Source organism: Streptomyces sp. NPDC101237 (assembly GCF_044767465.1).
GTDB lineage: Bacteria > Actinomycetota > Actinomycetes > Streptomycetales > Streptomycetaceae > Streptomyces > Streptomyces gramineus.
This window is the reverse complement of the sequence record NZ_JBIWNY010000038.1, coordinates 53254-66995: the sequence shown is the minus strand read 5'-3', so window position 1 is coordinate 66995 and position 13742 is coordinate 53254. Positions and strand designations below refer to the sequence as shown.

Annotated in this window: 13 protein-coding genes; 6 read left to right on the top strand and 7 right to left on the bottom strand. The window is 71.6% G+C overall.

Annotated features, from left to right (window positions below; all coding sequences use genetic code 11):
• Nucleotides 1-105: 105 nt before the first annotated feature.
• Nucleotides 106-597 (bottom strand): inorganic diphosphatase, encoded by a 492-nt coding sequence (locus ACIRQ9_RS36855; RefSeq protein WP_010044289.1) that lies wholly within the window; start codon nucleotides 595-597, stop codon nucleotides 106-108.
• A 124-nt stretch (nucleotides 598-721) separates the two neighbouring features.
• Here ACIRQ9_RS36855 and dacB point away from each other — a divergent pair, with 124 nt between their 5' ends.
• The 6 genes from dacB to folE all read left to right on the top strand — a co-directional run bounded on the left by dacB (nucleotide 722) and on the right by folE (nucleotide 8508).
• Nucleotides 722-2320 carry a D-alanyl-D-alanine carboxypeptidase/D-alanyl-D-alanine-endopeptidase gene (gene dacB / locus ACIRQ9_RS36850; RefSeq protein ID WP_404183980.1) on the top strand — a complete coding sequence of 533 codons (1599 nt, stop codon included), beginning with the start codon at nucleotides 722-724 and terminating at the stop codon, nucleotides 2318-2320.
• A gap of 163 nt (nucleotides 2321-2483) precedes the next feature.
• The gene (locus ACIRQ9_RS36845; protein ID WP_404183973.1) at nucleotides 2484-3617 is read left to right on the top strand and encodes a zinc-dependent metalloprotease; all 1134 of its coding nucleotides are present in this window, start codon (nucleotides 2484-2486) and stop codon (nucleotides 3615-3617) included.
• Between the two features lie 191 nt (nucleotides 3618-3808).
• A complete protein-coding gene (tilS, locus tag ACIRQ9_RS36840) occupies nucleotides 3809-4900 on the top strand; it encodes a tRNA lysidine(34) synthetase TilS (RefSeq protein WP_404183970.1) in 1092 nt (363 codons plus the stop codon).
• A gap of 49 nt (nucleotides 4901-4949) precedes the next feature.
• Nucleotides 4950-5510, top strand: a complete 561-nt coding sequence (gene hpt, locus ACIRQ9_RS36835) for a hypoxanthine phosphoribosyltransferase (protein ID WP_351747268.1) — start codon at nucleotides 4950-4952, stop codon at nucleotides 5508-5510.
• Nucleotides 5511-5718: 208 nt separating this feature from the next.
• On the top strand, nucleotides 5719-7758 hold the full coding sequence (gene ftsH / locus ACIRQ9_RS36830; RefSeq protein ID WP_404183967.1) for an ATP-dependent zinc metalloprotease FtsH: 2040 nt from the start codon (nucleotides 5719-5721) through the stop codon (nucleotides 7756-7758).
• 144 nt (nucleotides 7759-7902) lie between these two features.
• Nucleotides 7903-8508, top strand: coding sequence for a GTP cyclohydrolase I FolE (gene folE, locus ACIRQ9_RS36825; protein WP_362575957.1), 606 nt, complete (start codon nucleotides 7903-7905; stop codon nucleotides 8506-8508).
• Nucleotides 8509-8526: 18 nt separating this feature from the next.
• On the opposite strand, the gene ACIRQ9_RS36820 is transcribed toward folE, so the two are convergent.
• From ACIRQ9_RS36820 to ACIRQ9_RS36795, 6 genes are all read right to left on the bottom strand, one after another.
• Nucleotides 8527-9015 carry a DUF3180 domain-containing protein gene (locus ACIRQ9_RS36820; RefSeq protein ID WP_404183964.1) on the bottom strand — a complete coding sequence of 163 codons (489 nt, stop codon included), beginning with the start codon at nucleotides 9013-9015 and terminating at the stop codon, nucleotides 8527-8529.
• Nucleotides 9016-9065: 50 nt separating this feature from the next.
• A complete protein-coding gene (gene folK, locus ACIRQ9_RS36815) occupies nucleotides 9066-9677 on the bottom strand; it encodes a 2-amino-4-hydroxy-6-hydroxymethyldihydropteridine diphosphokinase (RefSeq protein WP_404183961.1) in 612 nt (203 codons plus the stop codon).
• Nucleotides 9674-10033: a dihydroneopterin aldolase gene (gene folB / locus ACIRQ9_RS36810; protein WP_404183958.1), complete on the bottom strand. Its 360-nt coding sequence runs from the start codon at nucleotides 10031-10033 to the stop codon at nucleotides 9674-9676. The genes folK and folB overlap by 4 nt, the downstream gene beginning before the upstream one ends.
• A 256-nt stretch (nucleotides 10034-10289) precedes the next feature.
• A complete protein-coding gene (locus ACIRQ9_RS36805) occupies nucleotides 10290-10796 on the bottom strand; it encodes a nuclear transport factor 2 family protein (RefSeq protein WP_404183955.1) in 507 nt (168 codons plus the stop codon).
• Nucleotides 10793-11743, bottom strand: coding sequence for a dihydropteroate synthase (gene folP, locus ACIRQ9_RS36800; protein ID WP_404183952.1), 951 nt, complete (start codon nucleotides 11741-11743; stop codon nucleotides 10793-10795). The genes ACIRQ9_RS36805 and folP overlap by 4 nt, the downstream gene beginning before the upstream one ends.
• Before the next feature lie 112 nt (nucleotides 11744-11855).
• Nucleotides 11856-13694, bottom strand: a complete 1839-nt coding sequence (locus tag ACIRQ9_RS36795; protein ID WP_404183949.1) for a phosphatidylglycerol lysyltransferase domain-containing protein — start codon at nucleotides 13692-13694, stop codon at nucleotides 11856-11858.
• Nucleotides 13695-13742 lie beyond the last annotated feature (48 nt).

The window sequence follows — 13742 nt, the reverse complement described above, 5'->3', positions numbered from 1 at the left end:
ACAAACCCCCGCGCCGCGGGGGGGCGGCCGCCGGGCGGCGGGGCATGCGCCCACGGAGACGGGCCCCCACGCCCGGGGGCGGCCCGTTCTCCGGCCGCGGAACGGTCAGTGACCGCCCTGCTCCTTGAAGCGCTTGTACGACCGCTCGATCTCGATCTCGGCGTCGGTGCGGCCCACCCAGTTGGCGCCCTCGACGGACTTGCCGGGCTCCAGGTCCTTGTAGACCTCGAAGAAGTGCTGGATCTCCAGGCGGTCGAACTCCGACACGTGGTGGATGTCGCGCAGGTGCTCCACGCGCGGGTCGGTCGCGGGGACGCAGAGCAGCTTGTCGTCGCCGCCGGCCTCGTCCGTCATCCGGAACATGCCGATCGCGCGGCACTTGATGAGGCAGCCCGGGAAGGTCGGCTCGTCAAGAATGACCAGCGCGTCCAGCGGGTCGCCGTCCTCGCCGAGAGTGTTCTCGACGAAGCCGTAGTCGGTCGGGTAGGCGGTCGAGGTGAAGAGACGACGGTCCAGGCGGATCCGACCGGTCTCGTGGTCCACCTCGTACTTGTTCCGCGAACCCTTCGGGATCTCGATCGTGACGTCGAACTCCACCGGTGGCTCCTCCATGATCAACACATAGTTCTGGTGGTTAAGTGTCCCTCACGCTGGTGTGTGATCGCGAAAGGGGTTGGTGGTCGTGCCAGAGCTGAGGCCTTGGCAGTCCGCGAAACCGCGTCTGCGGAAGATCGCGAATGCCGTGCGACCTGGTCTGGCACGTGTCGTGACCGTCACGAAACCGCAGGTCGAGCGGTTGACGCAGGCGGTCGGACCGCGGCTGGCGCGCATCCGGCGGGCGAGCGGGACCCGGCCCGGCGACCCGGCCCGCGCCCCTCGGCCCCGCACTCTGCGGACCTGGCAGTACACCGCGGGCGCCGCCACGGCGGGACTCGCGCTGGCCGCCGGCGCGGTGACCGTGGCGGGCCCCTGGGACGCCAACGGTCAGCGTACGGCCGAGCGCGACCGCGCCGCCGCCGGGGAACGGACGGGTGGCGCAGATCACGATTCCGCCACCGCCGTGGGCGAGCCCGCCCCCGCGCCCAGCGCCGGAGCCGTCCTGACGGGCCTGGGCGCGGCCACGAACGTCGTGAAGTCGGCACCGAGCGGAGAGCCCGCGGGAATCTCCGGAACGGCCGTCACGGACCTCCTGGGGCCCCTCCTGGACGCCCCGGCGCTCGGTGGCACCCGCACCGCCGTGGTCGTGGACGTGGCCACCGGCCGGCGCCTGTACGGCGCTGGCGCCGACACGGCCCTCACCCCCGCCTCCACCACCAAGATCGCCACCGCGGTCTCGGCCCTGTCCGCCCTCGGTCCCGACCATCGCATCACCACGCGCGTGGCCCTCGAACCCGGCACCAGGGAGGCCGTCCTGATCGGCGGCGGCGACCCGACCCTGACCGCCCGCGCGCACGCGGACGGCTGGGCGAGCCTGCGCACGCTCGCCGCCCGGACGGCGACGTCACTGACCGCGCGGGGCATCCGGCAGATCACGCTCTCGTACGACACCACCCTCTACAGCGGCCCCGACCTCCACCCCATCGGGGTCAACGACAACCTCGCGCGCGTGAGCCCGCTGATGGCCGACGAGGGCCGCACCGACGGCTCCTTCAGCGGACCGGTGGCCCGGGTGAGCGACCCGGCGGCCGACGCGGCACGCAAGTTCGCCGGTTTCCTGACGGACGCCGGCATCAAGACCTCGTCGCCCGGCACCTCCAAGGCGAGCAGTCGCGCCGAGACCCTCGCCACCGTCGCCTCGCCCCCGCTGTCCGCGATCGTCGAGCGCATGCTGACCAACAGCGACAACGACATCGCCGAGGCCCTGGCCCGTCAGACGGCCCTGGCGGGCGGCGGACCGGCGAGCTTCGCCGGGGGAGCGGACGCGATCCGCGCCCGGCTGGCCGGACTCGGCCTGCCGATGACCGGCGCCTCCTTCCACGACGGCAGCGGCCTCGACCGCGACGACCGGCTGACGGCGAACCTGCTCACCGCCCTGCTCGTCAAGGCCGCCGACGCCGGCCGGCCCGGTCTGCGCCCGGTCCTCACCGGCCTGCCGGTGGCCGGGTTCACGGGGACCCTGAGCACCCGCTACACGGACGGCGCGGCCGGCGTCGTACGCGCGAAGACCGGCACCCTGACGGGGGTCAACACCCTGGCGGGCACGGTCGTCGACAAGGACGGGCGGCTGCTGGCGTTCGCATTCCTCGCCGCGGACACCACGAGCCCGCTGGACGCCCAGGAGGCACTGGACCGGACGGCGTCGGCGCTGGCAGGGCTGTGACCCCGGTGTCCCCCGCGCGCGTGGGACACCGGGGTCACACGCGCGCGGGGCGCCCGCGACCCGCCCGCGCGCGTCCCGAACCGTACCGGGGCACACGAGTCACGCCGACCTCGCCAGCCTCCACGGCCTGCCCCAAGTGGGAGCCCTAACGTACGGTTGACGCATGACGAGCATCGGTGGCGCTGCCTCATCTGGGATGGTCGACTGGAATCTCGCGGTGGCGACCGCGACCCGGCTCGTGCGGCCGGGCCCCGAGGTGAGCCGCGACGAGGCCCGGGCCATCGTCGCGGAGCTGCGGCGGCACGCGAAAGCCTCGGAGGAACACGTCCGGGGCTTCACTCGTATGGGGAACGACGACATCCACGACACCCCCGTCCTGGTGGTGGACCGCCCGGGCTGGGTGAAGGCCAACGTCGCCGGTTTCCGTGAACTCCTCAAGCCGCTGCTGGACAAGATGCAGGAGCGGCGGACCGCCGGTCCCGGCGGCGCCGTCCTCGGCGCGGTCGGCGGCAAGGTCACCGGCGTGGAACTCGGCATGCTGCTGTCGTTCCTGTCGTCCCGGGTGCTCGGCCAGTACGAGACCTTCGCCCCTGCCTCCCGCGACCTGCCCGCTGGCGAGCACGGCGGCGGACGGCTGCTGCTGGTCGCCCCGAACATCGTCCACGTGGAGCGCGAACTCGACGTGGCCCCGCACGACTTCCGGCTGTGGGTGTGCCTGCACGAGGAGACGCACCGCACCCAGTTCTCCGCGGTGCCCTGGCTGCGCGCCCATCTGGAGGGCGAGATCCAGGCGTTCCTCTCGGAGACCGACGTCGACCCGATGACCGTCCTCGAACGCGTCCGGGACGCCGCCCAGTCGCTCGCCGGGGGCCGGCCCGAGACCGAGGAGGACGACGGCGGACGGTCGTTCGTCGAACTGGTGCAGACCCCCGCCCAGCGCGAGATCCTCGGCCGCCTCACCGCCGTCATGTCGCTCCTGGAGGGCCACGCCGACTTCGTCATGGACGGGGTCGGGCCGTCGGTCGTGCCGACCGTCGCCGAGATCCGCGAGAAGTTCCAGCAGCGGCGGGCCAAGGGCGCCTCCCGGCTGGACATGACCCTGCGCAAACTGCTCGGCCTGGACGCCAAGCTCCGGCAGTACCGGGACGGCGAGCGGTTCGTGCGGGCCGTCGTCGAACAGGTCGGCATGGACGGCTTCAACCGGGTGTGGACCTCCCCGAACACCCTGCCGACCAAGTCCGAGATCGCCAAACCGACGGACTGGGTCGCGCGGGTGCATCGCAAGGCCGAGTCGTGAACCGACGCGGGCGTGGTGAATCCGGTCCCGCCCGCGGCAGGAGAACGCCCCTTCAATCACCCGTCCGAGGGACCGTGAGCGATGGGTAGGCGTGCGATGCTCGGGGAACGGCCCGTTTCTGTCACCATCGACACACTCTGAGTGACCGATCTCGGGTTCACCCCCCGAAAACTTCATGAAGGGAACCGGACATGGGTCCCCATCCTGCGGTCGCGGCGATACGCCTGGCGGTCCGCCGCGTCCTCCACGACATCCTCAACGACACCAGCTGCCACGGCCGCACCAGCGAACACGCCGGTGGGCGCATCGTCGCGCGCCGCACGCGCCCCGTCGGAGACATCCCGGAACAGTCGCCGAACGAGCGGCCCCCCTCCCCGCTCGTCCTCGTGGCCTGCTCCGGCGGCGCCGACTCGATGGCGCTCGCCTCCGCCCTCGCCTTCGAGGCCCCCAAACTCGGCGTCCGCGCGGGCGGTATCACCGTCGACCACGGCCTGCAGCCCGGCTCCGACCTGCGGGCCGAAGAAGTCGTGGTCCGGCTCCGCGGACTCGGACTCGATCCGGTCGAGTCGATCACGGTGACCGTCGGCCGCGACGGCGGGCCCGAAGCCGCCGCCCGCGACGCCCGCTACGCGGCCCTGGACGCCGCCGCCGAACGCCACGGCGCCACCGCGGTCCTGCTCGGCCACACCAGGGACGACCAGGCGGAAACCGTCCTGCTCGGCCTCGCCCGCGGTTCGGGCATCCGCTCCCTGTCCGGAATGGCCGCGGTCTCGGGGGCCGGCGGCCGTTACCGGCGCCCGTTCCTCCAGCTCGACCGGCAGACCGCCCGCAAGGCCTGCATGGTGCAGTCCCTCCAGGTCTGGGACGACCCGCACAACACGGATCCCGCCTACACCCGCTCCCGGCTCCGCCACGAGGGCCTGCCCGCCCTGGAGAAGGCGCTGGGCAAGGGTGTCGTCGAGGCCCTCGCGCGCACCGCCCAGCTCTCCCGCGACGACGCCGACGCCCTCGACACCTGGGCCAGCCAGGCCGAGGCCTCCGTACGGGACGCGGCGGGTCTGCTGGAGTGCGCCAAGCTCTACGCCCTGCCGCCCGCCGTCCGCCGCCGGATCCTGCGCCGCGCGGCCATCGCGGCGGGCGCGCCCGCCGGTTCGCTCTTCGCCCGGCACATCGAGGAAGTGGACCGGCTGATCACCGGCTGGCGCGGGCAGGGAGTGATCAATCTCCCGGGCAAGGTCGTGGCCCAGCGGCAGGGTGGCAGACTGGTTATCCGGCAAGGCTGAATCCGCACCCTCCGGGGTCCGGGCTCCGCCGGTGGGACGACCGAAAGTGATGCGGGTGGACGCGAAAGACATGGGTGCCGACCTTCAACGGGTACTCATCACCAAGGAAGAGATCGACGCGAAGCTGGCGGAGCTGGCCGCGAAGATCGACGCGGAGTACGCGGGCAAGGACCTGCTGATCGTCGGTGTGCTCAAGGGCGCCGTGATGGTCATGGCGGACCTCGCCCGGGCGCTGTCCACCCCCGTCACGATGGACTGGATGGCCGTGTCCTCCTACGGCGCGGGCACCCAGTCCTCCGGTGTGGTGCGGATCCTCAAGGACCTCGACACCGACATCAAGGGCAGGCACGTCCTGATCGTCGAGGACATCATCGACTCCGGGCTGACCCTGTCCTGGCTGATCAACAATCTCGGCTCCCGCGAGCCCGAGACCCTGAAGATCTGCACCCTGCTGCGCAAGCCGGACGCGGCCAAGGTCGCCATCGACGTCGAGTGGGTCGGGTTCGACATCCCCAACGAGTTCGTCGTGGGATACGGCCTCGACTATGCCGAGAAGTACCGCAATCTCCCGTTCGTCGGTACGCTCGCGCCCCACGTCTACGGCGGCTGAATCCCCGGCCGATACGCCGGAGGGGCCACTTGCGTCGGACGATCGGGAACCCCAGCGGGTTTCGCGGCGTTGGAGCATGCAGAGACGGGCTTGACAGCCGTCCGAGCCGCTCCGTGCGGCTTTGGGTGACAAAGCTGGGGTACCGTCAGAAGAACTGTCTTATCAAACTCACTATGGCAGGAGGGACGGGGCGTCTCGCTCCGTATGGATGGACGTGAAGCGATACTTCCGTGGGCCGGTCATGTGGATCGTGCTGGCCGTCCTTGCCGTGGTCGTGTTGATGCAGGTCGTCGGCTCGTCCGGCGGCTACAAGACGGTGGACACCGGCCAGGTCGTGGCGGCGATCAACGACAACAAGGTGGAATCGGCCAAGCTGACCACCGGTGACGAGCAGACCATCAAGGTCACGCTCAAGGACGGTCAGAAGGTCTCCGGCAGCTCGAAGATCCAGGCGAGCTACATCGGCGACCAGGGCGTGACCATCGCCAACACGCTGCAGACCAAGTACCAGGACAAGCAGATCCCCGACGGTTACACCGTCTCGCCGACCAAGCAGAACGCTTTTGTCGGTGTCCTGCTCTCCCTGCTCCCCTTCGTTCTCATCGTGGTCGTCTTCCTGTTCCTGATGAATCAGATGCAGGGCGGCGGCTCCCGGGTCATGAACTTCGGCAAGTCCAAGGCGAAGCTCATCACCAAGGACACCCCGAAGACGACGTTCTCGGACGTCGCGGGCTGTGACGAGGCCGTCGAGGAGCTCCACGAGATCAAGGAATTCCTCCAGGAGCCGGCCAAGTTCCAGGCGGTCGGCGCCAAGATCCCCAAGGGCGTGCTCCTCTACGGCCGTCCCGGTACCGGCAAGACGCTGCTCGCGCGTGCCGTCGCCGGCGAGGCCGGGGTGCCCTTCTACTCGATCTCCGGTTCCGACTTCGTCGAGATGTTCGTCGGTGTCGGTGCCTCCCGGGTCCGCGACCTCTTCGAGCAGGCCAAGGCGAACGCCCCGGCGATCGTCTTCGTCGACGAGATCGACGCGGTCGGCCGGCACCGTGGCGCAGGCCTCGGCGGCGGTCACGACGAGCGCGAGCAGACCCTGAACCAGCTGCTCGTCGAGATGGACGGCTTTGACGTCAAGGGCGGCGTGATCCTCATCGCCGCGACGAACCGGCCCGACATCCTCGACCCGGCGCTGCTGCGCCCCGGCCGCTTCGACCGCCAGATCGCGGTCGACCCGCCGGACCTGCAGGGCCGTCTGGAGATCCTCAAGGTCCACCAGAAGGGCAAGCCGGTCGCGCCCGACGTCGACCTCGCGGCGGTCGCCCGCCGTACGCCGGGCTTCACCGGCGCGGACCTGTCGAACGTGCTGAACGAGGCGGCGCTGCTCACGGCCCGCAGCGATCGCAAGCTCATCGACAACCAGATGCTCGACGAGGCGATCGACCGGGTGGTCGCGGGCCCGCAGAAGCGGACCCGGATCATGTCGGACAAGGAGAAGAAGATCACCGCGTACCACGAGGGCGGACACGCCCTGGTCGCGGCGGCCTCCCCGAACTCCGACCCGGTCCACAAGATCACGATCTTGTCCCGCGGCCGTGCCCTCGGCTACACGATGGTCCTGCCGGACGAGGACAAGTACTCGACCACGCGCAACGAGATGCTCGACCAGCTCGCGTACATGCTGGGCGGCCGTGCGGCCGAGGAACTGGTCTTCCACGACCCGACCACCGGCGCCGCCAACGACATCGAGAAGGCCACGGCCACCGCCCGCGCGATGGTCACGCAGTACGGCATGACCGAGCGTCTCGGCGCGATCAAGTTCGGCGGCGACAACACCGAGCCCTTCCTCGGCCGTGAGATGTCCCACCAGCGCGACTACTCGGAAGAGGTCGCCGCCCTGGTGGACGAGGAAGTCAAGAAGCTCATCGAGAACGCGCACAACGAGGCCTGGGAGATCCTGGTCGAGAACCGCGACGTCCTCGACAACCTGGTGCTCCAGCTCCTGGAGAAGGAGACCCTGGGCAAGGAGGAGATCGCCGAGATCTTCACGGCGATCCACAAGCGGCCCGCGCGTCCCGCGTGGACCGGTTCCTCCCGCCGTACGCCGTCCACCCGCCCGCCGGTGCTCTCCCCCAAGGAGCTCGCACTGACCAACGGGGCGAACGGCTCGACGCCGGCGATCAGCACCGCGAAGTCCACGGCGGCCGAGTCCGCCCCGGCGGTCGAGAAGGCCCCGGAGGACCGTCCCGAGAGCTGACTCACACCGGTCTTCCCCGGCTCGGAATGGATGCCGCGCCCCCCAGGATCTAGCCTGGGGGGCGCGGCTTTTCGGTATGCCCGCATGGCGCGCATATGCGGCGCGTGACCCACAGGCGCCACCTCAAGGAACGAGGCACCCCAGATGACCGACCCCGTGACCCTGGACGGCGAGGGCACCATCGGCGAATTCGACGAGAAGCGCGCCGAGAACGCCGTACGCGAACTCCTGATCGCGGTGGGCGAGGACCCCGACCGGGAAGGGCTGCGGGAGACTCCGGCGCGGGTGGCGCGGGCGTACCGCGAGCTGCTGGCGGGCAACCACCAGCAGCCCGAGGAGGTCCTGACGACGACGTTCGACCTCGGCCACGACGAGATGGTCCTGGTGAAGGACATCGAGATCGTCAGCCTGTGCGAGCACCACATGCTGCCGTTCCACGGTGTGGCCCACGTCGGCTACATCCCGGCGGAGACCGGCAAGATCACGGGGCTGTCGAAGCTGGCGCGCCTGGTCGAGGTGTTCGCCCGCCGCCTCCAGGTGCAGGAGCGGCTCACCACGCAGATCGCCGACTCCCTGATGAGGATCCTGGAGGCCCGCGGTGTGATCGTCGTCGTGGAGGCGGAGCACATGTGCATGTCGGTGCGGGGGATCCGCAAGCCGGGTGCCAAGACGACGACGTCCGCGGTCCGCGGCCAGCTCCGGGACGCGACCACGCGCGCCGAGGCGATGAGCCTGATACTGGCGCGCTGACGGGCCGGACGGCGGGGGTCAGGCGACCGGCTCGGCCCCGCCGGGGTGGTTGTCGTCGTCCTCAGGGAGCCGGCAGACCCGCTCCAGGAACATCGCCGCCGCTATGACGCCGATGCCCGCGACCACCGAGAAGGCCGCGTAGAGGGCCTGGTCGCGGCGGGCGGGGAGGTCGAGGAGTTCCAGCAGGAACAGGCCCGTGCCGCCGTACATGCCGGCGACGAGGGCCGCGACCAGGGCGCTGGCCTGGCCGAAGACGACCGCACGGGCGGCCATCAGGGGGTCGACGCCCTTGGCGCCGGGGCGGCGCTCGCGCTGGGCCCGGAGGCGGCCGCGCAGGGAGAGTGCCGTGGCGAGCAGCACCACGGCGATCAGGGCGAGGACGATCGGGGCCGCCACCGGCACGCTGGGCAGGGTCCCCACCCCGTTCCACAGACGGGCCCCCGCCCAGGACAGCACCGCGGCCACGACGAACACGCCGGCCAGCACCCTGATCCGCAGCTCTTTCACTGTCTTCCTTCAGCTCCCCCGCAGCGATGTGGTCGTGTCGACCTTAACGACTACTCGGGCAGTCGGAGTTCCAGGTCGGCACGTGCTTCCACGCCGTGCCGGGTGACGGCCGCCAGCAGGTCGGCGACCGTGCCGCGGCCGGGTACCCGGGCCTCGGGGTCGACGTCGTACCAGGGCGCGAGGACGAAGGCCCGTTCGTGGGCGCGCGGGTGCGGGAGGGTGAGCCGGGGATCGTCGGAGACGACGTCCGCGTAGGCGACGATGTCGACGTCCAGGGTGCGCGGGCCCCAGTGCTCGTCCCGCACCCGGTTGAACGCCTCCTCCACCGCGTGCGCCCGCTCCAGCAGCGAGGACGGCGGGAGGGTGGTCTTGAGCACCACGATCGCGTTGTAGTACGTCGGCTGGCTGCCGGGATCGACGCCCCACGGCTCCGTCTCGTACACCGGCGACACGGCCTTGATGCGGACGCCCGGGGTGTCCTCCAGGGCGTCGACGGCGCCCTGCAGGGTCTCCAGGCGGTTGCCGAGGTTGGAGCCGAGGGCGACCACGGCCCGTCTGGGGTTGGAGAGGGTGGTGTCGGCGGCGTCGACCTGTTCGACGACGGAGGCGGGCACCGGCTGGACGGTCGGGTCGCTCGGACCCCGCAAAGAGGATGCGGTCATACTCGGCTCCGGGTGATGGTGACGGTGACGTCGTCGAAGGGGACGGTGATGGGCGCGTCCGGTTTGTGGACCTGGACCTCGACCTCTTTTACCCCTTCGTGCTTGAGGCAGACCTGGGCGATCCGCTCGGCGAGCGTCTCGATCAGGTTCACCGGCTCCCCCTCGACCACGGCGACGACCTCTTCGGCCACCACGCCGTAGTGCACGGTCTTCGTCAGGTCGTCGTCGGCCGCCGCAGGCCGGGTGTCCAGGCCCAGGACGAGGTCCACGAGGAAGGTCTGGCCCTCCTCGCGCTCCTTGGGGAAGACACCGTGGTGCCCGCGGGCCTTGAGGCCGCGCAGCGCGACACGATCCACGCGAATCACTCCTGCAATCGTCGGTATCGGCGAGGTCGCGTCGCGTGCGGGCGGGCGACCGGCCTCAGACGAATCTACCTGCGGGCACCGACAGCACCGGCGCACGGGGCGGGGCCGGTAGCGGGGTCGTCAGGGTTCCTCGTGTGTTTCCCCTGGAGAACCCGGCGGCTCACGGGCCGGTGGCCGCGGCTACCGGCGGGTTCGTGATTCCAGCCACTCCTTGCGCCAGGCGGGCCGCGGCGAGGGACCGGAAGACTCAGGTCGGCGTGTCGCCGTCCTCGTCCTCCTCGCCGGTCTCGGACAGCACCGGCGAGGCGTGGTGGGACCAGAGCTTCCAGCCGTCCGGCGTGCGGCGGAACACGTTCGTGGCGACGACGAGCTGCCCCACCAGCGGGCCCAGCTCCTCGCTCCCGGTGGGGGCCGGGCCGCCGCTGAGGATGTTCTCCGTGCAGCTCACCAGAGCGGTGTCGCCGGTGACGGAGACATGCACGTCGGTCAGGAAGAACTGGATGTAGTCGGTGTTCGCCATGATCAGCGCGTACGACCGCAGGACCTCGCCGCGGCCGGTCAGCACCGGCCAGCCCGGGTGTACGCAGGAGACCACGCCGGTGTCCGCGGGATCGTGGTACTCCTCGTCGACGCCCAGGTCGGCGGGGGTGAGCCAGAAGCCGGACACGGCCTCGAAATCGGCGCGCTCCACCGCCTCGTAGAAAGCGGTGTTGGCCGCCTCGACCTGCTCGACGTCGGTGTGGGGGGCGCTCACCGGGTTCCTTCTGCGCGCTGGGAAAGGTGCTGAGGGGCGGCCGCCGCCGGGGCCTGCGAGGCGGGCGCGACCGGCGGGACCGCCTCGGTGCGCGCCCCCTCTATCGCGCGGGCGACCCGTACCGCGTCCGCGGTGGCGCGCACCTCGTGCACACGCACCGCCCACGCGCCCGCGTGCGCCGCGAGCGCGGACACGGCGGCCGTCGCCGCGTCGCGCTCCCTGGCCGGCGGCGGCGCTCCCTCGGGCCCGGCCAGGACCCGGCCGAGGAACCGCTTGCGGGAGGCGGCGACGAGCACCGGGTGACCCAGCGCGTGCAGCCGGCCGAGGTGGGCGAGCAGGCTCAGGTCGTGCCCGGAGTCCTTGGAGAAGCCGAGGCCGGGGTCGACGACGACACGGTCGGGGGAGATGCCCCCGGCCAGGACCGCGTCCACCCGCGCCCGCAGTTCGTCGACGACCTCGGCGACGACGTCGTCGTACACGCCCCTGACGTTGCCGCCCTCCAGGAAGCCGCGCCAGTGCATGACGACGAAGGGGGCGCCGGACTCGGCCACGGCGGGGATCATGCCGGGGTCGGCGAGGCCGCCGCTGACGTCGTTGACCAGGGCGGCGCCGGCGGCGAGGGCCTGCCGGGCGACGGAGGCGCGCATGGTGTCCACGGAGACGACGACGCCCTCGGAGGCGAGACCGCGCACCACGGGGACGACCCGGCGCAGTTCCTCCTCCTCGTCGACACGGGTGGCGCCGGGGCGGGTGGACTCCCCGCCGACGTCGACGAGGTCCGCGCCCTCGGCCACGAGGTCGAGGCCGTGCTTGACGGCGATCGCCGTGTCGAACCAGCGGCCGCCGTCGGAGAAGGAGTCGGGGGTGACGTTCACGACCCCCATGACCGCGCACCGGTCCCATGCCGGAAGCCCTGTCACCTGGCCACGTCCGCTGTGGTTGCTCATACGTTCAGCGTAGGCCCAGGGCCCGGGCGGGCCTCCCGGACCGCCGCGGGGCGGGCCCGGCGGCGCCCCCGGGTAGGAGGGGGAGGGGCGTCCGCTCGGGCCGGTCACGGGGTCAGGCCGCTCGCACGCCCTGTTCGGCGGCCCCGTGGGCGCAGGGGCGGGCGGCCGGTGCGCCGCGGCGCAGGAAGCGGGGCAGCGGGAGGGCGAGATCGACGAAGCCCTCGGCCTGCATGGCGGCCAGGCCGATGCGCGGAAGGTCGCCGGAGGCCCGGTAGACCACGAAGCGCGGCTCCCAGCGCGGCTGGAACTTGGCGTTGAACTTGTACAGCGACTCGATCTGGAACCAGCGCGACAGGAACACCAGCAGCCCGCGCCAGGCGCGCAGCACCGGGCCCGCGCCGATCTTCTCGCCCCGCGCGAGCGCCGCGCGGAACATCGCGAAGTTGAGCGAGATCCGGGTGATGCCGAGCTTCGGGGCGGCCTGGAGGGCGGCCACGATGAGCAGCTCGTTCATGCCGGGGTCGGCCGTCCGGTCGCGGCGCATCAGGTCCAGGGAGACGCCGTCGCTGCCCCAGGGCACGAAGTGCAGGATCGCCTTGAGGTCGCCGTACGGGCCGGGCGCCTCGTCGGCCCGGCCTTCTCCCGCCGCCCCTTCGATCCTGTGGGCGGTGGCGATCAGGCAGTCGCCGTCGGTGGGGTCGCCGATGCGGCCGAGCGCCATCGAGAAGCCGCGCTCGGTGTCGGTGCCGCGCCAGTCCTCCGCGGCCCGGCGGATGCGGTCCAGTTCGGCCTCGCCGAGGTCACGGATGCGCCGCACCCGGGTTTCGTAGCCGGCCCGCTCGATGCGCTTGACCATCTGGCGCACGTTGCGCATCGCGCGTCCGGCGAGCGAGAAATCCGCCACGTCCACCACCGCCTCGTCGCCCAGTTCGAGGGCGTCCAGGCCGGTCTCGCGGGTCCACACCTCGCCGCCCGTCTCCGAGCAGCCCATCACGGCGGGGGTCCAGGAGTGGGCCTTGGCCTCGTCCATGAAGCGTTCGATGGCGCCGGGCCAGGCCTCTACGTCGCCGATCGGGTCGCCGCTGGCGAGCATCACGCCGGAGACCACGCGGTAGGTGACCGCCGCCTTGCCGCTGGGCGAGAAGACGACCGCCTTGTCGCGGCGGAGCGCGAAGTGGCCGAGGGAGTCGCGGGCGCCGTGCTTCTCCAGCAGGGCGCGCAGACTGACCTCGTCCTCCTCGGTGAGGCGCGCGGCGGGGTGCTCGGGACGGAAGGCGAGGTAGACGGTGGTGACCGCGGTGATCAGGCCGAGGGCGCCGAGCGAGAAGGCGACCGTCCAGGAGGTGGAGCCCTCGTAGTCGACGGGCCCCTCGAAGCCGAACAGGCCGTACAGGACGTGGGTGATGCGGTCCGCCAGGCTCGGGTCGCCGATGGTGCGCTTGGGATGGGCGCTGACGACGACCAGACCGAGCGCGAGCGAACCGGCGCTCATGAGGACGAAGTTGGCGAGCGCGCGCCACCGGCTGCGCGGGTCGGGCAGCGCCCGGAACTCGTCCCGGTGGATCACCAGGGGCACGAACAGCGCCAGCGAGATCAGCGCGCCGATGACCGAGTGCCGGTACACGAACTGCGACACCGCACCGGCCGGCAGGAGCGCGACCGCGGCCCGCCACGCCCGGCGCTTGCGCCGCTTGAGGCCGTGCGCGAGGAGCAGCAGCAGCACGCCGGCACTGAGCGACAGCGCGGCGGCGAACGGCCCGAGCGATCCCGGCAGTACCTCGGCCATGGCGTGCATACGGCTGTGCCGGAAGCGCGGGAAGACGCCCGCGGCGATGTCCAGGACGCCCACGACCGCGCAGGCCCTGCCGACCAGAGCGGGCACCGCCTCGGGACGCGGACCACGGACTATGCGCCGCGCCCGGTTCGATCGGCCCGGAACCCCACCCGACATTTCCCCATCTATCCTGACAGACATCGCATCCCGTAGTTCTGCGAGAGA

Excerpts from the sequence above, each read along its gene's own strand:
- ftsH (WP_404183967.1), top strand. The coding sequence starts at position 5,719 with ATGGACGTGAAGCGATACTTCCGTGGGCCGGTCATGTGGATCGTGCTG.
- folE (WP_362575957.1), top strand. The coding sequence starts at position 7,903 with ATGACCGACCCCGTGACCCTGGACGGCGAGGGCACCATCGGCGAATTC.
- folP (WP_404183952.1), bottom strand. The coding sequence starts at position 11,743 with ATGAGCAACCACAGCGGACGTGGCCAGGTGACAGGGCTTCCGGCATGG.
- tilS (WP_404183970.1), top strand. The coding sequence starts at position 3,809 with ATGGGTCCCCATCCTGCGGTCGCGGCGATACGCCTGGCGGTCCGCCGC.
- ACIRQ9_RS36795 (WP_404183949.1), bottom strand. The coding sequence starts at position 13,694 with ATGTCGGGTGGGGTTCCGGGCCGATCGAACCGGGCGCGGCGCATAGTC.
- hpt (WP_351747268.1), top strand. The coding sequence starts at position 4,950 with ATGCGGGTGGACGCGAAAGACATGGGTGCCGACCTTCAACGGGTACTC.
- ACIRQ9_RS36845 (WP_404183973.1), top strand. The coding sequence starts at position 2,484 with ATGACGAGCATCGGTGGCGCTGCCTCATCTGGGATGGTCGACTGGAAT.
- folK (WP_404183961.1), bottom strand. The coding sequence starts at position 9,677 with ATGACCGCATCCTCTTTGCGGGGTCCGAGCGACCCGACCGTCCAGCCG.